The 18,911-nt window shown below is 60.3% G+C and carries 17 protein-coding genes; 6 read left to right on the forward strand and 11 right to left on the reverse strand.

Translation table 11 applies throughout. The annotated features are described in order from the left end of the window. Window positions 1–6: 6 nt before the first annotated feature. From DFR37_RS16995 to DFR37_RS17005, 3 genes are all read right to left on the reverse strand, one after another. The gene (locus tag DFR37_RS16995; RefSeq protein WP_113934430.1) at window positions 7–366 is read right to left on the reverse strand and encodes a DUF3742 family protein; all 360 of its coding nucleotides are present in this window, start codon (window positions 364–366) and stop codon (window positions 7–9) included. Between the two features lie 84 nt (window positions 367–450). After that, the gene (locus DFR37_RS17000) at window positions 451–1,083 is read right to left on the reverse strand and encodes an RES family NAD+ phosphorylase (RefSeq protein ID WP_113934431.1); all 633 of its coding nucleotides are present in this window, start codon (window positions 1,081–1,083) and stop codon (window positions 451–453) included. A 12-nt stretch (window positions 1,084–1,095) separates the two neighbouring features. Continuing rightward, a complete protein-coding gene (locus DFR37_RS17005; RefSeq protein WP_113934432.1) occupies window positions 1,096–1,722 on the reverse strand; it encodes an integrase in 627 nt (208 codons plus the stop codon). Window positions 1,723–2,032: 310 nt separating this feature from the next. Here DFR37_RS17005 and mobH point away from each other — a divergent pair, with 310 nt between their 5' ends. From mobH to DFR37_RS17020, 3 genes are all read left to right on the forward strand, one after another. Continuing rightward, the gene (mobH, locus tag DFR37_RS17010) at window positions 2,033–3,889 is read left to right on the forward strand and encodes a MobH family relaxase (RefSeq protein ID WP_113934433.1); all 1,857 of its coding nucleotides are present in this window, start codon (window positions 2,033–2,035) and stop codon (window positions 3,887–3,889) included. A gap of 81 nt (window positions 3,890–3,970) precedes the next feature. After that, window positions 3,971–5,647, forward strand: a complete 1,677-nt coding sequence (locus tag DFR37_RS17015) for an alpha,alpha-trehalose-phosphate synthase (UDP-forming) (RefSeq protein WP_244960361.1) — start codon at window positions 3,971–3,973, stop codon at window positions 5,645–5,647. Next, on the forward strand, window positions 5,647–5,994 hold the full coding sequence (locus DFR37_RS17020) for a hypothetical protein (protein ID WP_021205010.1): 348 nt from the start codon (window positions 5,647–5,649) through the stop codon (window positions 5,992–5,994). Before DFR37_RS17015 ends, DFR37_RS17020 begins: the two co-directional genes overlap by 1 nt. A gap of 9 nt (window positions 5,995–6,003) precedes the next feature. Here the strand turns inward: DFR37_RS17020 and DFR37_RS17025 are convergent, their stop codons facing one another. The 8 genes from DFR37_RS17025 to DFR37_RS17060 form a co-directional block, all read right to left on the reverse strand. After that, window positions 6,004–6,387 (reverse strand): GNAT family N-acetyltransferase, encoded by a 384-nt coding sequence (locus DFR37_RS17025; RefSeq protein WP_193753905.1) that lies wholly within the window; start codon window positions 6,385–6,387, stop codon window positions 6,004–6,006. A gap of 106 nt (window positions 6,388–6,493) precedes the next feature. Then, window positions 6,494–7,216 carry a response regulator gene (locus DFR37_RS17030; protein ID WP_113934434.1) on the reverse strand — a complete coding sequence of 241 codons (723 nt, stop codon included), beginning with the start codon at window positions 7,214–7,216 and terminating at the stop codon, window positions 6,494–6,496. A 4-nt stretch (window positions 7,217–7,220) separates the two neighbouring features. Beyond that, window positions 7,221–9,938, reverse strand: a complete 2,718-nt coding sequence (locus tag DFR37_RS17035; RefSeq protein WP_113934435.1) for a sensor histidine kinase — start codon at window positions 9,936–9,938, stop codon at window positions 7,221–7,223. Window positions 9,939–10,350: 412 nt separating this feature from the next. After that, window positions 10,351–10,806 carry a PTS sugar transporter subunit IIA gene (locus DFR37_RS17040; RefSeq protein ID WP_113934436.1) on the reverse strand — a complete coding sequence of 152 codons (456 nt, stop codon included), beginning with the start codon at window positions 10,804–10,806 and terminating at the stop codon, window positions 10,351–10,353. 13 nt (window positions 10,807–10,819) lie between these two features. Continuing rightward, on the reverse strand, window positions 10,820–11,485 hold the full coding sequence (gene kdpC, locus DFR37_RS17045) for a potassium-transporting ATPase subunit KdpC (protein WP_113934437.1): 666 nt from the start codon (window positions 11,483–11,485) through the stop codon (window positions 10,820–10,822). Between the two features lie 10 nt (window positions 11,486–11,495). Continuing rightward, complete coding sequence (gene kdpB / locus DFR37_RS17050; protein ID WP_021205016.1) at window positions 11,496–13,535, reverse strand: potassium-transporting ATPase subunit KdpB; 2,040 nt, start codon at window positions 13,533–13,535, stop codon at window positions 11,496–11,498. A gap of 10 nt (window positions 13,536–13,545) precedes the next feature. After that, entirely contained in the window at window positions 13,546–15,255 is a 1,710-nt protein-coding gene (gene kdpA / locus DFR37_RS17055; RefSeq protein WP_113934438.1) for a potassium-transporting ATPase subunit KdpA, read from the reverse strand. Window positions 15,256–15,307: 52 nt separating this feature from the next. Further along, window positions 15,308–16,015: a TorF family putative porin gene (locus DFR37_RS17060; RefSeq protein WP_031284829.1), complete on the reverse strand. Its 708-nt coding sequence runs from the start codon at window positions 16,013–16,015 to the stop codon at window positions 15,308–15,310. A 248-nt stretch (window positions 16,016–16,263) separates the two neighbouring features. Here DFR37_RS17060 and DFR37_RS23050 point away from each other — a divergent pair, with 248 nt between their 5' ends. From DFR37_RS23050 to DFR37_RS17070, 3 genes are all read left to right on the forward strand, one after another. Then, the gene (locus DFR37_RS23050; protein WP_170139946.1) at window positions 16,264–16,407 is read left to right on the forward strand and encodes a hypothetical protein; all 144 of its coding nucleotides are present in this window, start codon (window positions 16,264–16,266) and stop codon (window positions 16,405–16,407) included. A 114-nt stretch (window positions 16,408–16,521) separates the two neighbouring features. Beyond that, window positions 16,522–17,052: a GNAT family N-acetyltransferase gene (locus tag DFR37_RS17065; RefSeq protein ID WP_113934439.1), complete on the forward strand. Its 531-nt coding sequence runs from the start codon at window positions 16,522–16,524 to the stop codon at window positions 17,050–17,052. 78 nt (window positions 17,053–17,130) lie between these two features. Then, a complete protein-coding gene (locus tag DFR37_RS17070) occupies window positions 17,131–18,765 on the forward strand; it encodes a RimK family ATP-grasp domain-containing protein (RefSeq protein ID WP_113934440.1) in 1,635 nt (544 codons plus the stop codon). Window positions 18,766–18,911: the final 146 nt, after the last annotated feature.

An 18,911-nucleotide genomic window follows, 5' to 3' on the forward strand; every position in this document is an offset into this window, starting at 1 on the left:
CTACTGCTAGACCTCGTCTTTGAAGTCGTGCGGATCAATCCGATGTCCGTCATACGTGTAGAGGCCAAATCCGACCGGGCCCTCGCGCCATTCGGGCTCTGGTAGCTCCTGCTCGGCGGCCCAATCCCCATGTGCTGCCGCAACCAGGAAAGCAAGCAACAAAGCTAGCCAGAACGCAAAGTAGAGCAGCGCCCCGATGGCAGACAATTTCAACGCCCACAGCAGGACATGAGCCACTCGAACTGATAGCCCCTGCAAACCGAGCCAAGCCAAGACCCGCCGCTCGCCGCGCAGATAGGCACGCCACCCACGACCGAGGGAGCGGCCGAGGCGTTCTGCGGTGCTGGTGCGGATCGTCGTGTTCATGGTCGTCTCCTGCTGCTGAGGAATGCCTATTCCAGTTTGCTCCACTTCATTCGGTTTGCGGCTTCAATGTGTTTTCGTGCTGCTTCAGGGTGCTTCGCCATCCGGCTCCACCGGGCCGGGATCGGGTTCGATGCCGACACGGTAGGTGGCAACGAAACGCGGCCAATCCACATGGTCAGCCAGGTCGATGTCCTCGATGACGCTGATCTTCGTTCCCGCCCGCTCGAACAGCGCGATGCTCGCCGCCGGATAGTTGTTGCGCGACGGATAGAGCACCCCGTCGAACAGGGGCTGGCCGTCATTTCCGCGCATCGCATGCACCTGGGCGGACACCTGCTGCGTGTGCGTGTAGGCGCGGCTGGCCAACTGCTCCAGATTCAGGCCGAAGTAGCCCGCCATGACGCCCGGCGCCGTGAGGTCTGCCAAGAGCACGTCATCCAGCACGCCTACTGCGCGCACCATCCGGGCCTGGACCTCCTCCAGGGCGATAGAGCGCTTCGTATCTTCAAGCCACCTGTGCTTGTGAAACACCGACTCCATCAGCGCCGTGGGCAGGTCGCGCCCGAGGTAGAGCACACCGTAGGTTCCCGCCGGATCATCGTAGCGATTCGTGCCGCTACGGCCAAAGTACAGCGGGCTGCCCCGATAGACGACGCGGCTCACATGCTGGAGCAGTTCGCCGGCATCGATCAGGAACGAAGGCAGCTCGTGGCTCATGGCGATCTCGCTTCAATGCACCTGGACGCCCAGCACGTTGAACACGGCCTCGGCCACGTCATCGATCGTGCCATGCGTCACTGCATCCACCGGCGAGCGACCGCCCAAGCCTTCGAGCGGTTCGGACAGCGCGCGGTAGATCGTCCAGTGGTCGATGCCCTCGACCTCCTGAAGCACGATTTGGGTCAACTGCTGCTTCACCGGGTCGAGCTGCCAGTCTGGCAACTTCTGGCCGCGCGGCCCCACGTTCAGGGCCAGCAGACGACGGGCGAGGATGTCCTTGTAGATTTGCTGGCGCGACTTGTCCGCCAGCTTGGCGAACTCGGCAGGAAGCAGGTTGTCCGGCTGGTTGAAGGCTTCCAGCAGCACGGCGCGGCCCCTCTGCACGTCGGTTTCAGTCGGTGCCCAGCGCGTGTCGGCGCGCAACGCGGCCGCCTTGCGCTCCAAGGCCTGCTCTACCGTCTCGCCTTCCAGGTTGGCGGGCAGCGTCACCGCCTCCACGCGCTCGTGGATGAACGCCTGCAACTCGGCCGCGAACGCTGGGGCATCCCGGATTTCGACGGTATCGGCGAAGCGGCGCACATCCTCCACCGTGACGCGCGGAAGACGGTCGGCAATGAATTCGATGGCAGTGGGCATGGTCAGCTCCCAGGTAGGTTGAGACAGGATTCACTCTAGTCGCCTTTGTCGCTCTTGTCAACTTTGTCGCCTTAGTGGAAGCCTACCTTGGTAGCGTCTTGGCAGCATAGGCCGGGGCCGGTGCCGGGTCGCCGTCCAATCCATTCGTGCGGGTTCCACATTGACGCTGGAGCCGCAACCCAGGCCCCGCTATACCGAAACGGTGAAAGGCCAAAGGGTCGAAACGGCAAGGGAATGGGGTGCAAGGGGAAAGGCCCTACCTCGAAAAGGCCAAAAGGCCTCCCGCCCGGCCCGCCATCAGGACACCGACATGCTCTCCCTGTTCCAGCGAAAACGGCCCCCGGTCGCTGCCGCGCCGTCACCAGCTCCCGCCGTCGATCTCCCAAAAGGGTTGATGCGGCCGGAGTCGGCCGCATCGCTGCTGGCCACCCCGCGCCGGCAGAAGCTGCTGGAACACATCTGGCAGCGCACGTCGCTCTCGCGCCGGCAGTTCGCCACCCTCTACCGCGCCCCGCTGGAGCGCTACGCCGAGCTGGTCCAGGCTTTCCCGGCCTCCGAAGCGCACCACCACGCCTATCCGGGCGGCATGCTCGACCACGGCCTGGAAATCGTCGCCTACAGCCTGAAACTGCGGCAGTCCCATCTGCTGCCCATCGGTGCCAGCCCCGAAGACCAGGCGGCGCAGGCCGAAGCCTGGACCGCCGCCATCGCCTATGCCGCGCTGCTCCATGACATCGGCAAGGTGGCGGTCGATCTGCACGTCGAGCTGGCCGACGGGAGCACCTGGCACCCATGGCACGGCCCACTGCGCCAGCCTTACCGCTTCCGCTACAACCCCGACCGCGAGTACCGGCTCCACAGCGCCGCGGCGGGCTTGCTCTACCGGCAACTGCTCGACCGCGACCTCCTGGACTGGCTCAGTGGCTATCCGTCTCTCTGGGCGTCGCTGCTCTACGTCCTGGCCGGGCAATACGAGCACGCCGGAGCGCTGGGCGAGCTGGTCGTGCAGGCCGACCGCGCCTCCGTCGCCCAGGAACTGGGCGGCGATCCCGCACGCGCCATGGCCGCGCCCAAGCACTCGCTCCAACGCAAGCTGGTCGACGGGCTGCGCTACCTGCTCAAGGAAGAGCTGAAGCTGAACCAGCCCGAAGCCTCCGATGGCTGGCTCACCGAGGACGCGCTGTGGCTGGTGAGCAAGACCGTTTCCGACAAGCTGCGCGCGCACCTGCTGTCCCAGGGTGTCGATGGCATCCCTGCGAACAACACCACGGTGTTCAACGTGCTGCAGGATCACGGCATGCTGCAGCCCACCCCAGACGGTAAGGCGATCTGGCGCGCGACCGTGACCAGTTCCACCGGATGGTCCCATCCGTTCACCCTGTTGCGGCTGGCACCCGCGCTCATTTGGGAGTCTGGCGAGCGGCCGGCGCCGTTCGCCGGGACGGTGGCGATCGACACGGCTCCTGCGGACAAGGAGGCCGATACGTCGCTCCCACCTCCCACGGCTGATGCGAAGGCCGCCTCGGCAAGCCAAGAGGCGCTGCCATGGGAAGAAGCTGGAAGCACCGCTTCTATTCATCCGCCCAAGCCTCAGGTCATGTCCGACGTCGTCGAGGACATGCTGGCGATGGTGGGAATGGCTTCTGCTCAGGATGTGGAAACTGCCTCGCACGATGCGCCCAACATGCGCCCCGATGTGCCCGAGTCAGCCTCGGTAGCGGCACTGCCTTCGTCACCAACACCAGCGCCCGTACTTTCGGCGACGAAGCCTTCGGGCGAGCACTTCATGGCGTGGCTGCGAAAGGGCATCGCTTCGCGGCGCCTCATCATCAACGACGCCAAGGCGCTGGTGCATTCGGTGAGCGATACCGCGTACTTGGTCAGTCCCGGCGTGTTCCAACGGTATGCGCAGGAACATCCGCAGGTAAGTGCGCTGGCCAAACAGGAGGAGCAGTCAGATTGGCAATGGGTGCAAAAACGATTCGAACGACTGCAAGTGCATCGCAAGCAACCCAACGGCCTGAACATCTGGATCTGTGATGTGGTTGGACCAAGGAAGACGCGCCGCCTCCATGGCTACCTTCTCACAGACCCTCTGCAGCTGTTCCAGAACCCGCCGCCGAACAATCCGTATCTTTCACTTGTTCAAGCGAACCGCGACCAGTGAAAGTGGTTTCGCCCGGTGCAGCCGCCAACGTTGCTCAACTGGGCACACCCGCATGCAACCAGCGCGGAATCTGGAGCGGACTTGGCCTCGGCCCAGACGGCGCAACGCCAACAAGATACCGAGGTTGCTCGGCGCCTTGTCTCAGCGTCGAACGTTCCGATCCTGCTTCATGTTTACCGCCTAAACAAGGCGGCTCAGGGAATTTATCGCCAATTTTACGGAGCGCTCTCGTCCTCCAACGTAGCATTTCCACCTGTTGCCTTGTTTTTTGTGCAGTTCCATCGCTGCAGTTGGGAGCAGAGAGGTCGTATGAGCGGCAGGTTGATTGTGCTTTCAAACCGTCTGGCGGATCTACACACTCTAGATGCAGGTGGACTTTCCGTAGCCTTGGGCAAGCTTCTTCGAGAGCATGGTGGATTATGGCTCGGATGGAGCGGGCTGATCACAGCGGAGACAAATGGAGAAAACCGAGTTGAGCGCTCCATTGATGGGAATGTTGAATATCTCTGCGTCAACTTCAGCCAAAAAGAACACGATGGCTACTACAAAAACTATGCCAATGGTCAGTTGTGGCCGTTGCTGCATCAGCGCGTTGATTTGGCAGAATTCGATGGATCAGGTGAGTTGATTTATCGAGCGGTCAATAAGCGATTCGCCGATACACTTACTTCCATCCTTGACGACGACGACATTGTCTGGGCTCATGACTATTATTTCATCACGTTGGCGGAGGAACTGCGCGCGGCCGGAGTCATGAATCGTATCGGCTTTTTTTTCCATACGCCATTACCGCCCTCTGCAACGCTGGCAGCACTGCCGAATCACGAATCGCTTTTTAGCGCACTGTTTGCCTATGATTTGGTGGGATTTCAGTCGCACGAAGACAAGGAAAACTTCTTATCCTACGTTCGGACCTATTTTGGAGACCAGGCTGTTGAGGGCTCCGTGGTTACGCGGCGCGGGAGAACTTTGGTCGACGTCTTCCCTCTCGGGATAGATGTGGAAAACTTCCGAGCATTCGCGCAATCCCAGGGTTCACAAGAGGCTTTGCAAAGAATTCAGCAGGAGTACTCAAGACGCAAACTCCTCATCGGTATCGACCCCTTGGACTACGCCAAAGGCATTCCTCATCGAGTTCGAGGTTTTGGTGAATTCTTGAAGAGGTTTCCTGAGTTCCGTTCTTGCGCTACCTTGATTCAGGTCGCATTCCCCGCAAGCGACGAAACCAATTCTTGCACCGATATTCAAAGTGAAATTGAATCCTTGTGCGGCGCGCTCAACGGGGACATAGGGGAACTGAATTGGGCGCCTGTTCGCTACATCCACAGGACGCTGAGCCGCGAGGAACTTGCCGGACTCTATCAAGCAGCGCAGGTTGCGCTCGTAACCCCGCTTAGAGACAGCGTGAGTTTGGTGGCAAAAGAGTTTGTCGCGGCACAGAACCCCGATGCCCCCGGGGTTCTGGTTCTCTCAAAGTTTACGGGGGATGCCGAACAAATGCCGGCTGCCCTGGCTGTCAACCCCTATGACAAGGAGTCCATGGCCTATGTCATGCACCGCGCTCTCACCATGTCTCTTGCTGAGCGACAAGAGCGGCACCGAGCGTTGATGGAAACAATTAGTCGGTATGACGCACGCTGGCTGTGCGACCGGTTTCTGCGAGCATTGAGTCGGCCTGACCCAGCCCAGCAGCCGAAAATAAAAAATCTTCTAAGCAAGGTTTTTCGGCACCGCGAAACGGATTCTGGTCGATTCTGATGAGCGCGGCAGCTGCGTTTTTCTGGACTCTGGCTGGGGTGCACGTGCTCCTTGCCATGCGAATCCAAGTGAGGGCTGCGGTGCTTCGATCACAAAACGGGCTCAGGCACGCCAATAGCCAGCGCAAGGATAGTTGGCTATCGACGGTCATTATGCTCGCTGCGATTCTATTTGACGAGACATCTTTGGCAGGATGGGCCTACCTCAAAATCAAGGAATTCATGGTTTCCTCATTCGGCAACATGCCGAACGTGACGGGCGTCATTTATCTGTTGGGCACCATCACCATGGCTTGGCTCATCAAGCGCGCGATACAGCGGTTAAACCTACCGCCCGCCCAGTGGTAAGAATGCCGATCAGCACTCGACGATATGCGACTCACCCAGCTCTTTTGTCATGACAGTGAGCGTCAATCCGGGGATGTAGTTGCACAGATGATGCGTGACTCGATAGCCCCTCGCCAAGTAAATCCGAGCCGTCTTCCTCGATAGCGTTTCAATCTGAGATTCGACGCAACCTCCATCCCTTGCCGCGGATTCGACCGCTTGAAGCAAATTGGAACCGATGCCCTGGCCACGAAATCGGCTGTCCACCCACAGATACTCGACGTACAAGCGGTCTTTCTCGATGCGGCCACACACGCCGCCCACGAGCGTATCTTTAATGCGGGCACTGAGGCCAATGGCCCGCGGCATACCCACGCCTACCGGCGCGCGGTCATGGCGAAGGACTTCATTCACGATGTGCTGCCGCTCATCGACCGACAACGATTTCGAATACTCTATATGCATAACTTCATGCGCGACACACGAATGACTGGATGGCTCTGTTGCCAACTCAACGCATTCAGATCCGCTCCTTACCGACAAACCTCAGTCCGACACCCGGCTCTGTCACGATGTATGTTGGCGCCGATGCGTCGTCCCCCAACTTGTTGCGCAACTTCCCTACAAGAATCCGCAGGTAGTGCGCATCTTCCTCGTGGGTCGGGCCCCACACCTCTTTCAAAAGCTGAGGCTGTGGCACCAGACGGCCTGCCTGCTCGACCAGGAGGGCCAGCAACGCGAACTCCTTCCGGGTGAGGGTGACGACCTGCCCCTGGAGCTTTACCTCGCGCTGGGGAAGGTCGATGTGCAGATTCCCGTCATCGTAGATGGGCCCTGTCTCGCTACGCAGTCCACTCACCCTGAGAAACGCGCGAATGCGAGCCATGAGTTCCTCGATCCCGAAGGGCTTGGTCACATAGTCATTGGCACCGGCGTCGAGCAACGCGACTTTCCCCTCCTCGTCCGAGCGAACGGTCAGGACGATGACGGGGACCCGTGACCACCGACGCAGCTCTTTGAGAACATCCTCGCCATCGCGATCTGGAAGTCCGAGGTCCAGCACCACGATGTCAGCCCCTTTCCCCCCTAGCATGCTCAAGCCTTCCTGCCCCGTCGCAGCCAGCAAAGTACGATAGCCTTGCGATCGCAGACTGATGTCGATGAACTTGCGAATATGCGGCTCGTCGTCGATCACAAGAACGCGCGGCGCGGGCGCGGAATCGATAGCTGCAGCTGCACTCATGGTCTCATTCCTCGCTCGGCTGCTCGCCCATGGGCAACGTCAGCCGAATCAATGTGCCTCGTCCCTGCGGACCGGGCAACGCTTCTACTTTTCCCATATGGGCACCCACGATGCCCTGCACAATCGTCAGGCCAAGGCCCGTCCCCTGTTTTCCGCGATCACCGCGCTCCATGCTGTAGAACATGTCGAAGATCCTGCGTCGCTCGTCCTCCGGGATGCCAGGGCCGCTGTCCGAGATGTCGATCAGGACTGCATTGCCATCACCGGGTCTGGCCTGAACGCGGATCGGTTCGCCCGGTGGGGAAAACTTGGCGGCGTTCTCCATGACGTTGAAGATGGCCTGTTCGATCAATGCAGGATGAACGTGGATGAGGCCGATCTTGGGATCGATGTCGCTTTCGACCTTTGCTGTCGGCTCATAGCGCTGCAGGCGCCGCGAGGCAGAACCAATCAACTCATCCACGCCAATCCAGTCGCGCGACAAGGTGAGGCCTTGCTGGCCCAGCCGGGTCATGTCCAGCAGATTCTGAATGTAGCGGTCCAGTCGCTCACCCTCGACACTGATCGTTTCCAGCAGACTTTGACGATCTTCTGAACTCATATCCTTGCCGTAGCGGGACAGGCTATCGGCCGCACCGATCATGGAAGACAGTGGTGAGCGCAAGTCGTGGGACACCGACGAAAGCAAGGCCGAGCGCAACCGCTCCGTCTCGCCCGTCACTCGGGCCACCTCAAGTTCCGAGACCAGCCGGGCGCGCAGCGCTGCCTGGCCGATGTCATCCGTCATGCTTTCGGCCAGACGCCGCTGCTCGAATGAGAGCCGCCCCATCGCCGAAGGAAATCGCAATCCCACCACGCCGATCGTGTCCTGATCGGAGCGGATCGGCAGGAACCACCAGGCGGAATTGGTCAGCGTATCTGTGTAGCGGCCACTGGCCTGACCATGTTGCTGAGACCAGTCGGCGGCGACCCTATCTTTCTCTGATAGTTCGCCCTGGACCGCGGCTGGGCCAGATTCACCATTGATGCGCAGCCATACCTGGGCGTTCAAACTGGACTGGAGTACGGAGAAGCTGGCGGAAATGACCTGTCCAAGATCTGCCGCTTTGGACAATTGCCGAGCCAGGTTCTGCATGGCCGTGGCATGGGTGTTGGCCACGCGCAATGAGACGACCTGCATTCTCAATTGCGAAGCAAGCCGACCCGCAATCAATGCTGCAGCCATGAACAAAAGCACGGTCGCCACACCTCGCTGAGCGCTGATGACAAACGTAAAGCGGGGTTCGATGAAGAAAAAGTCATAAGCGGCAAAGCACAGCATCGATGTGATGACGGCCGCGAACATGCGGGTCCTGGCTGCCACCAACAAGACGGCCACCAGGAATACTGTGGATAGATCCTCAAGCCCGACGAAGCGCTCCGCAATGAACGCTGCAGCAATGGCCCCTAGGGTGGCGAGCATGATCAGCGTAGGTTCGCCCTTGGCCAGGCGCTCACCCTTCAAGCTATGGAAACCCCGCGCCTTTTGTCTCGCTTGCGGCGTGCTGACAATGGTCAACTCGTAGCGGGCCCCTCTTTGCAGCAGTTGCTGGGTCAGCGTTCGATTGAACATCCTAGCGATCGGACGCTCGCGCGTGCGACCGATCACGATGGAGCGGGCTCCTCGCGCAGCAGCGGCATCCAGCAGTGCTTGCGTGATGTCCGTGTTGTGCAGCAACTCTGTTTCACCACCCAGACTGCGAGCCAGAGCGAAGGCTTTGTCAAGTTCCATCTGACGTTGTTGCTCGGCCCGAGCCATTGAATTGAGCTGCGATGCGGCTCGGTAGAGATCTTCGGCATGAAGAGCCGCGTCAGCGGAGTTCCCTGTATCGACGGCCACCACCGACCAGGGTGCCCCGCGACGTTCGGCGATCCGCGCGCCGGCGCGCACCAGGTACTCCGATTGGCCTTTACCGTCGATGGCAATGAGTACATGGCGCTGAATGGCGATATCGGACAGTCCGCGAGCGGTGCGCTTCTCACGCAAATCGATGTCCACGTGATCAGCGACAGTCTGCATCGCCAACTCGCGCAGCGCCGTCAGGTTGGAAGGGGAGAAGAATGCCTGAAGAGCTTGAGCTGCTTGCTCCGGAAGATAGACCTTGCCCTGATTGAGGCGTTCGATCAGTTCCTGCGCAGGCAGGTCAACCAGTCGAATGTCTCGCAAGCGCTCGAACACCGCATCAGGGACGGTTTCGCTGACGCGAATTCCTGTGATCTGATGCACCACGTCATTCAAGCTCTCCAGATGCTGGATGTTGACCGTGGTATATACGTCGATGCCCGCATCCAGAAGTTCCTCGACGTCCTGCCAGCGGCGTTCATGGCGGCTGCCTGGCGCATTGCGGTGCGCTAGCTCGTCTACGAGGGCGATGGCCGGCTTGCGCGCCAGCAGGCCATCGAGGTCCATCTCTTCGAGCGTGCGTTCCTGGTACTCGACCTTCTTTCGCGCGAGATAAGGCAAGCCATCCGCCATGGCCTGCGTCTCCCCGCGGCCATGTGTTTCAACGATCCCGATGAGCACGTCAATCCCCTGGCGATGCAGGTCTCGCGCACGGGCCAGCATGGCGTAGGTTTTCCCCACACCGGGTGCAGCACCGAGGAAAACGGTCAGTCTGCCCGCCGCCTGGCGCCGTAGCTCGCCTACCAGGGCATCAGCTTTTTCTGTGTTCTCAGACCCCATGGCTCTCTTTTCAATGTGCTGTGCGGTTAAAACGATAAGTCGGAAATCGGTAATTGCAATGCCGCGATTTACGATCGACGCAATGCGTGAGCGGCCAAAGCAGCCGAGGGTATCGACTGATATAACAGAATCACTTCCCGCCTGTCACCCCGTCCCAGCAACAGTGCGAGATCCAAGGCGCGAACGCCGCTGATGACAATTCGCATGGGTTGCCGGAATCCAGCACAGAACATGCGGACCACCGCTCGACCCACGGTGTTGGCGGGAAAGAGCGATTGGAACAATCGCCCGCCAGGCCCACCGCTCGCCGTGACGGCAATGCGATCGGCCTCGCAGGCGATGCCCACGCACATCACTGATGATCCCTCGTACCCTGAGGCATCAACAGTATGGCTTCTTTGCTGCGCTCCTCTCAATGCGGCCAGTTCGCAATGACTTCCATGACTTGACCCGGTTGCTCGCATTTGTGCAGCGCCTTTCTGAACGCCTTCTCCGAAAAAAGTGAAGCGACATGAGCAAGCACGTCCAAATGTTCCTGCGTCGCAGGCGCAGGGACCATCAGGGCCATGATGTCCGAAACCGGCTCACCGTCTGGACTGTCGAACGCGAGCGCCGGAACCACCCTGAGGTAGAGCAGACGAATCCGCTCCAACTCTTTCACACGGGCATGCGGAATCGCTACGCCACAACCAAGTGCCGTTGATCCAGCCAATTCACGGCGAAGGAGCGACCATGCAACCGACTCTGCCGGTACGCCATGGGCGGTTTGCATGTGCTTCCCGATGGCTTGGAAGACTTCACGCTTGCTCGCGGCTTGGAGCCCCAACAGGATGTCGATTTCATCCAGGTGCTTGCTCAACGTGCTCATACGCCTCCCGTCCTTACCGTTGAGGAACTGCCGATTCGGACTGCGCACCCGAGGGTGTCGCAGAGGCAGCCTGATGCGCATCCAGGGCGAGATTGAGCTTCAGCACGTTGACTCGCCTCTGTCCCAGCACGCCGAACTGCTTGTCCTCTGTGTATTGCGCAACGAGCCCTTCAACCGTGCTAGGTTGCAGCCCACGTGCCTGCGCAACACGCGCGATCTGGACGGCAGCCGCCTCCGGACTGATATGTGGGTCGATCCCCCCGCCAGACTGCGTGACCAGATCGCCAGGAACAGCGTTCGGATCAATGTGTTCCCGCTGCGCCACGGCGGCTCGTGCTTCCTCGACACGCTGGCGCATCTCCGGATTGGTTCGCGCTTGGTTGCTGCCCGCGACCGCCATGGGATCGTAGTTGGCGGCGGATGGACGCGGTTGGAAGTACTGCTTGCCAGCGAACGGCTGAGCGACCAGTTCCGAGCCGAGGATCTTGCCTCCTTGCTCGATCAGACTGCCGTTGGCAGTTTCGGGGACAAGCGCCTGACCAAGGCCAACTCCGGCCAGCGGATAAAGCAGGCCGAGGCCGACCAGCGCGAAGGCCGCAAGGCCCAGGGAGCCGCGAAGCAGGCCCTTGTCCGAGACGGCGGGCGACTGAATGATGGTGGTTGTACGTTGAGCCGACATGATCAACTCCTCAGAAAGAGAACAAGGTTGAAATCAAGACGTCGATGACCTTGATCGCGATGAAGGGCAGCAAGACACCGCCAACGCCGTAGATCAGCATGTTGCTGCGCAGCAACTGGGTCGATGTGGACGGCTTGAATCGCACACCACGCAACGCCAAAGGAATCAGCAGCGGGATGATGATGGCGTTGAAGATCAATGCCGACAACACCGCGCTGGTCGGGCTGCTCAGATTCATGACGTTGAGCGCTGCCATCTGCGGGATGGAAGCAGCGAACAGAGCCGGCAGGATGGCGAAGTACTTGGACACGTCGTTGGCCAACGAGAAGGTGGTCAGCGCGCCGCGTGTGATGAGCTGCTGCTTGCCGATTTCCACCACCGCCAGCAGCTTGGCCGGGTCGCTGTCCAGGTCGACCATGTTGCCGGCCTCCTTGGCCGCCTGGGTGCCGGAGTTCATGGCCAGCCCCACGTCGGCCTGGGCCAGCGCCGGCGCGTCATTGGTGCCGTCGCCGACCATCGCCACGAGACGGCCGCCGGACTGCTCGGCGCGGATGCGCGCAAGTTTGTCTTCCGGCTTTGCCTCCGCGATGTAGTCGTCCACGCCTGCGTCGGCAGCGATGCTGGCCGCCGTCAACTTGTTGTCGCCAGTGATCATGACGGTCTTGATGCCCATGGCGCGCAAGCGGGCAAAGCGTTCCTTGATTCCGTGCTTGACGACGTCCGACAGTTCGATGACACCCAGAACATGCCGGCCATCGCTGACCACCAGCGGCGTGGCGCCCTTGCGAGCGACACTGGTGACGCGAGCCTCCAGCTCCGCGGGCACGTGACCGTCGAGAAGCTTGACGTGCTTGACAATCGCGTCCATCGCCCCTTTTCGGATCACGCGGTCGCCCGGAAGATCGACACCAGACATCCGCGTCTGTGCGGTGAACTGCACGAAATGCGCTCCATCGGGGTCGGTCAGCTTCTCGCCCTTCTCCCGTGCGAGCTTGACGATGGACTTGCCTTCAGGCGTCGGATCGGCCAAAGAGGCCAGTAGCGCGGCCTGGCGCAGCTGCGCCCCATCCACGGCGGCCATCGGATGAAAGGCCGTGGCCTGGCGGTCGCCGTAGGTGATCGTGCCAGTCTTGTCCAGCAGCAACACGTCCACGTCGCCTGCCACCTCCACGGCTTTACCGGACTTGGCCAGCACGTTGGCTTGCAGGGCGCGGTTCATGCCGGCGATGCCGATGGCCGGCAGCAGACCGCCGATGGTGGTCGGGATCAGGCACACCAGCAGGGCGACCAGCAGCACCACATTCACCTCGACGCCGACGAACCCACCGATGAATGGCAGGGTCACGACGACGATCAGGAAGGTCAACGTCATCACGCCCAGAAGCAAGCCAAGGGCGACTTCATTGGGCGTTTTCTGCCGGTTCGAGCCTTCTACGAGGGCGATCATGCGATCGAGGAAGCTGTTGCCCGGCTCGGCTGTGACGCGAACGACGATTCGGTCGGACAGCACCTTGGTGCCGCCGATCACGCCCGAGCGGTCGGTGCCGGCCTCGCGCAGCACGGGCGCGGACTCGCCGGTGACGGCGGCCTCGTTGATGGTCGCCAGGCCTTCAACAATCTCGCCATCGGCCGGCACCAGTTGCCCTTCCTCGATCACGACGAGGTCGCCGGGCCGCAGTTCCGCGGCGGGCACGGTCTTTTCGCCTGCAGCCTTGTCGAGCCGCCGCGCCATCAGGTCCTTGCGGGCACGGCGCAGCGAGGCGGCTTGGCCCCGCCCCCGTGACTCGGCCACCGCCTCGGCGAAATTGCCGAACAGCACGGTGATCAGCAGGATCACGGTCACCGCCCAGCCGAAGCCAGGCTGCGCCCAGCCGGCCAGCGTGGCCGCCGCAGTCACAAGGGTGCCCAGCCAGACCACGGCCATGACCGGGTTCTTGATGATGTGCTGCGGCGCCAGTTTGATGAAGGCGTTGATCAGTGCGGGGACGAACCCGCGCTCTTCCAGTCGCGGCGTGCGGACTGGGTTTTCTTGGGAGGTTGTATTGCTCATGATGTTTTCCTCAACGCGCAACCAGGGTCAGGTGATCGGCCACAGGCCCCAGCACCAGCACAGGCATGAACTGAAGCAGCGTCAGGATGACAATGACGGCGATCAGCGTGAGCGCAAATGTGGGGGTTTCGATCTGCAGGCTGCCCGCGCTCTCCGGGGCCTGGCGCTTGCGTGCAAGCATGGCGGCGATCACCAGGGGAATGATGAGCGCTGGATAGCGTCCTGCGGCCAGCACGAAGCTGCACGTCACGTTCCACCACACGGTGGCGTCCCCCAATCCCTCGAAGCCAGAACCGTTGTTGGCAAAGGCCGAGGTGTACTCATAAAACACCTGGCTGATGGCGTGGAACCCAGGGTTCGAGTTTCCTGTCAGGCTCGGCACCGACAACGTGATGGCGGTCAGCCCCAGCAGCACCAGGGGCTGCAGCAGCACGAGAACTGCAAGCAGCTTGACCTCCGGCGCTTCGATTTTTCGGCCGAACAGTTCGGGCGTCCGTCCGGTCATCAGCCCCGCCAGGAACACGCCAAGCAGCAGATACGTCAGGAACTGTTGCAGTCCACTGCCGATGCCGCCCCAGATGGCATTGATCAGCATGTCACTGATCGTGACCAGGCCAGTGAGCGGTGCCACCGAATCGTGCATGGCGTTGACCGAGCCGTTGGAGGTCTGCGTCGTCAGCGCGGCCCACAGTGCAGACGGATCGGCCCCCAAACGCACTTCCTTGCCTTCCATCAGTGCGATGTCCGACGAGGTCGAGGAATGCCCTTCGGACCAGATGGCAAAACCCGCGGAAGCCACGGACATCAGCAGCATCGTGCCGAATACCATGCCTGCGAATTTGCGCCGTCCGGTGAACGGGCCAATCATGAAAGCGACCGCCACGGGCACGAGAATCAGTGCCAGCGTTTCCAGCAGGTTGGACAGCGGCGTGGGGTTTTCCAGTGGCACCGAGCTGTTGGGGCCATACCAGCCGCCACCATTGGTGCCGAGTTGCTTGATCGCCACCATCGGCGAAACCGGGCCGAGCGGGATCTTCTGCTCTTTCATCTCGACCGTCGCATCGACGGGCGCGACCACGGGACCGCCCGCCAGCGTGGCCGGGACGCCTTGGCTGGTCAGCAGCACCGACCACACCAGGCACAGCGGCACCATGAAACGCAGCGTGGGGCGGATCACGTCGGCCCAGTAATTGCCGACGTCCACGGGCTCCTGCTCATGGCCTTCGACCTTGCGCGCCTGCGCATTGCGTCCGCCGAACAGCCCACGCAGCGTCGCGGCAGTGAGCGCCAGCCCCATCATCGGCGTGATGACCTGCAGCGTCACGATGCCCGTCATGTGCGCGAGATAGGAGAGTTGCGCTTGCCCCGAGTAGTGCTGCTGGTTGGTGTTGGTCAGGAATGAGACCATGGTGTGCAGCGCCAGATCCCAGCTCATGTTGGGCGCGCCATTGGGGTTGAGCGGCAACCAGGCCTGGGTCATCAGGATCAGCCAGACAATGACGGCCAGCACCAGGTTGCTGAGCACGAAAGCGCCCGCATAACCGCGCCAGCTCATGCCGCGCTGGGGATTGGTGCCGATGAGCGCATACAGCGGTCGTTCCAACCAACGGAACAACCCGTCGCCACGCATCGGCTCGCCGCGCATCACTGCGGCCAGGTAGCGGCCAAGCGGCCAGCCCAGGGCAATCGCGAGGGCGAATACGAGAAGAAACTCAGTCATGGTCGGGCTCCGTCGCTTGGTTCAATGAGGCTTGCATTCATCAGGCGCTCCGTCAAAAAGAAGCCTGGATGGCAAACTCGGCGCGCGAGCCAGCCATGCCGGGGAATAGTTGCTTGGTCGCCGAGTCGGTGCCATGCAACGTCAGGCGAGCCTCGAAGGGGGCCTTGAACGCCCAGACGACACCGACGGAGCCGTGGGTGTAGCTCTTCGCGTAAGCGCTGTCGAGGAAGTAGCGCGCCAGGGTTCCCTCGACCCGCCATGTGTCGTTGATCGGGTAGCGGGCGCCCACCAGTGCATAGGTACCGGTGGTCTTGCTTGCCATGGCGTTCGTGGAATGCCCGACCGCGACCCAGTAGTTGTCGCGCCACGTCACGGCGGCATTGACCTCGTTCCAGTTGAGGTTCACATCGGAGCCCGGGTACTGGTAGCGCAGGTAGTAGACGTCGAGCGCCCAGTCCTCAGCGACTTTGCCGCTCCAGCCCAGCGCGATGTCGAACTCACTCGACGCGCCGTTGTCGGGCTTGAACTTGACGTTCGAACCCCACACCGAGGCATAGAGACCGGAGTCGTGGGCGTACTTGAACGACCCTTGAATGGCGGGCTTCTCGCGGGTCTGGGAAGACCCCCGCCACACGTAGTCGGAAGTCAAGGCCACGCTGCCAGTGACTTGTGCGGTTGCTACAGACGGCAGCGTAGCTGCCATGACACCGCCGCATACCGCAGCGACGCCCGCCAGGGACTTGAAGATTTGAGCGCGCATGTTCTTTTTCGCAATCGAATGGCGAAATTGCCATGCAGCAGTATTCGCCTAAGTCCCTGGTCGCGTCATAACTTCTGCGTAAATTTGATGGGGGGTGCCGCTTGCGAAGCCCCTGCGGCAGGGAGTCAGTGTTACAGGAGGGCCTCGCGGCACCGCCTACAGGGCGAGACTTTATGCCAAATTTACGACGCCCTTGGCCGCCGCGGCGTATGGTTTAGGTGACTACCAAGGACCATCGGACGCCACCAGTGCCTCAATTCCTCCAGGACATTACCTTTGTATCCGTCGTCGTCGTCGGGTTCATCGCGTTCTTCCGCTTGGCCAACCGCGTCGAGAAATGGCGCGAGAACCGATCAACGGCCAAGCATTTGGAATCTCATCGTGTTGAATGAGTTTCTGCACTTCATGCTGGCTGTTCTCGCCATTGTGGTTCCGCTGCTTCTTGCATGGGTGCTCATTGAGTACCCCACGCGCCGCAAGCGAAGTTCGAGTTCTTCACAACGCAGATGACAAAAACCCGCATTAGGCTGGCCGACCACCAGGATATCGAGCAGCTCATAGAGCTTGAAGAACAATCGTTCGCTTCTGATCGAATATCGCGAAGAAGCTGGCGCGCGCTATCAAAGAGTGCCTCGGCCATTGTACTGGTGGCAGAGGCAGGTGCCATGGTCGTAGGTAGTGCGGTAATTCTCATGCGCAAGCGATCTCAGATTGCTCGCCTTTATTCGATTGCCGTCAAGTGCGGCTGCCAACGCTCCGGAATCGGCCACCTTCTCACAAATGAAGTCTCCCGCGCAGCAACGGCGCACGGCTGCACCGAAGTGCGTCTGGAAAGTCGCATTGACAATGTGCGCGCGCACGCGCTATTTCGCGCACTAGGCTACACGCCATTTGGTGCTCCAATCCGCGATTACTACGCCGATGGCGCGAGTGCCATCCGTTTTCGCAAGCAGTTGCGTCCTGATATCGCCACGAAAGCTGCCGGCAGGAACGCGGACAATTCAAACATCGACTGGAACCAGGCGCCGCCTGGTTAGGCCACGCAGTTCGAGCGCCCCCCATTCCGGCCATGATCGATGGCCGGAGCAACGATTCTTTTGCATTTAGAGCTCCCAATGAATTCGGACCATCTGATCATCGTCGAGAAACCAAGCGATTTTCGCTGGAGCGACCCAGACATGGAGGTCGTCACGGCAGAACACTTCCTTGCGGACGGCCCGCGAATACGAAGCCGGCCGCGCAAGATCATCAATTTGTGCCGTAGCTACAGCTACCTGAGTGTCGGGTACTACTGTTCGCTGCTCGCGGAGGCTCGCGGAGATCGAGTGACTCCGAGCGTCGAAACCATCCTGGATCTCGCACGCCGCAAGCCGCAGGCAAGCATGCTGCCGACGCTGAACTCCCTTGTCGGCCCGCTGAAAGAGGTTCCTCGATCAGTCCGCAGCCTCACCCTGCACGTGTTCTTCGGAGAAATAGAGGACCCGCAGCTTGCCAATCTTGCCCGCAAGAGCTTCGAAATGTTCCAGTGCCCGCTATTGGAGATTGAAGTGGAGCGCGCAGCCAAGTCGGAGGTGTGGGAGGTCGCGGCCATACAACCGCTCAAGCCTGCGGACATCAGTGCGGAACAGGATGGCGTCTTTACGCGAGGCCTCGCCAAGTTCACCCGAAGGACTTGGAATCCAGCTCCGCGACCCCGCACGTACCGCATGGCGGTCGCCATACTGCATGACCCGAAAGATCCTCTGCCTCCATCGAACCTGAAAACACTGAGCAAGATTGTCGATATTGGAGAAGAGCTTGATATCTCCGTCGAATTGATCGAAAAGAAAGATTTTTCTCGCTTGACCCAATTCGATGCCTTGTTCATTCGGGAAACGACTGCAGTATCCGACCACACATTCCAGTTTGCACGCAAGGCAGAAATGGCCAATATGCCTGTGATTGACGATCCAACGTCGATCTTGCGATGCACCAACAAGGCGTATCTCGCAGAACTTCTGAAAGGCCACGACGTGCCCACACCTCAGACGTTCTTGTTGAGCAAGCACAGTCTGAACACGGCGGCCAGATTGCTGCCTTATCCGGTGGTGCTGAAGGTGCCTGATGGCGCCTTTAGTCTCAGCGTCAAGAAGGCGGAGGACGCGACGCAATTGGTTGAGATCGCGCGTGAAATGCTCAAGGAATCCGACGTCATTCTGGCACAGGAGTTCATGTATACACCCTTCGATTGGCGGATCGGTGTTTTGGATGGCAAGCCGTTATTCGCGGCGCGCTACCACATGTGCAAAGACCATTGGCAGATCATCAAGCACGCCGCCAACGGCAATTTCCAGGAGGGACGCGTCGAATCCGTCCCGTTGTCGGAGGTGCCCTTATCGATACTGGAGCTGGCGAGTAAATCGGCAAATCTAATCGGCGATGGACTCTACGGCATTGACATCAAATCCAACGAAGAACAGTCGTTTGTTATTGAGGTCAATGACAATCCAAACATCGATATTGGCATGGAAGATGCCCACGAGGGCGATGAAGTGTATCGAAAAATATTGCTTCATCTGCTTTATCGCTTTGAACTGAGGCACAACATTTCTACGAAGAATGGTACTGGCAAGCTCACACAGAGTTCACACCACGCCGAGTCGAAATCCGTGATCAGCGTTCATTCATCCTTACATGGCAACCCTGATGCCAAGAACGCTTTGAAAATTGGAAAAAAAGTGGATGGAGAGAAACTTTCCGTCTCGCCTTGAATAGCAGCGTCGCCAGCTCATTTTTCAAGTGATTACCGGACTTTGCGTTTGCAGTAAGCTGCGGGGCCTTTTGCCTTAGCGTCCGGCGTTGCCGGCGTAAAGGCTCCGCAAGTGGCGTCAAGCCGCGCAGAAAAATCGACCGAATC

The sequence above is a fragment of the Eoetvoesiella caeni genome, assembly GCF_003315175.1.
In the GTDB taxonomy this organism is placed as follows: Bacteria; Pseudomonadota; Gammaproteobacteria; order Burkholderiales; family Burkholderiaceae_B; genus Eoetvoesia; species Eoetvoesia caeni.

What these genes read in the sequence shown, in the direction of transcription:
- DFR37_RS16995 (WP_113934430.1), bottom strand. Translation starts at nt 366, where the DNA reads ATGAACACGACGATCCGCACCAGCACCGCAGAACGCCTCGGCCGCTCC.
- DFR37_RS17000 (WP_113934431.1), bottom strand. Translation starts at nt 1,083, where the DNA reads ATGAGCCACGAGCTGCCTTCGTTCCTGATCGATGCCGGCGAACTGCTC.
- DFR37_RS17005 (WP_113934432.1), bottom strand. Translation starts at nt 1,722, where the DNA reads ATGCCCACTGCCATCGAATTCATTGCCGACCGTCTTCCGCGCGTCACG.
- mobH (WP_113934433.1), top strand. Translation starts at nt 2,033, where the DNA reads ATGCTCTCCCTGTTCCAGCGAAAACGGCCCCCGGTCGCTGCCGCGCCG.
- DFR37_RS17020 (WP_021205010.1), top strand. Translation starts at nt 5,647, where the DNA reads ATGAGCGCGGCAGCTGCGTTTTTCTGGACTCTGGCTGGGGTGCACGTG.
- DFR37_RS17030 (WP_113934434.1), bottom strand. Translation starts at nt 7,216, where the DNA reads ATGAGTGCAGCTGCAGCTATCGATTCCGCGCCCGCGCCGCGCGTTCTT.
- DFR37_RS17035 (WP_113934435.1), bottom strand. Translation starts at nt 9,938, where the DNA reads ATGGGGTCTGAGAACACAGAAAAAGCTGATGCCCTGGTAGGCGAGCTA.
- DFR37_RS17040 (WP_113934436.1), bottom strand. Translation starts at nt 10,806, where the DNA reads ATGAGCACGTTGAGCAAGCACCTGGATGAAATCGACATCCTGTTGGGG.
- kdpC (WP_113934437.1), bottom strand. Translation starts at nt 11,485, where the DNA reads ATGTCGGCTCAACGTACAACCACCATCATTCAGTCGCCCGCCGTCTCG.
- kdpB (WP_021205016.1), bottom strand. Translation starts at nt 13,535, where the DNA reads ATGAGCAATACAACCTCCCAAGAAAACCCAGTCCGCACGCCGCGACTG.
- kdpA (WP_113934438.1), bottom strand. Translation starts at nt 15,255, where the DNA reads ATGACTGAGTTTCTTCTCGTATTCGCCCTCGCGATTGCCCTGGGCTGG.
- DFR37_RS17060 (WP_031284829.1), bottom strand. Translation starts at nt 16,015, where the DNA reads ATGCGCGCTCAAATCTTCAAGTCCCTGGCGGGCGTCGCTGCGGTATGC.
- DFR37_RS17065 (WP_113934439.1), top strand. Translation starts at nt 16,522, where the DNA reads ATGACAAAAACCCGCATTAGGCTGGCCGACCACCAGGATATCGAGCAG.
- DFR37_RS17070 (WP_113934440.1), top strand. Translation starts at nt 17,131, where the DNA reads ATGAATTCGGACCATCTGATCATCGTCGAGAAACCAAGCGATTTTCGC.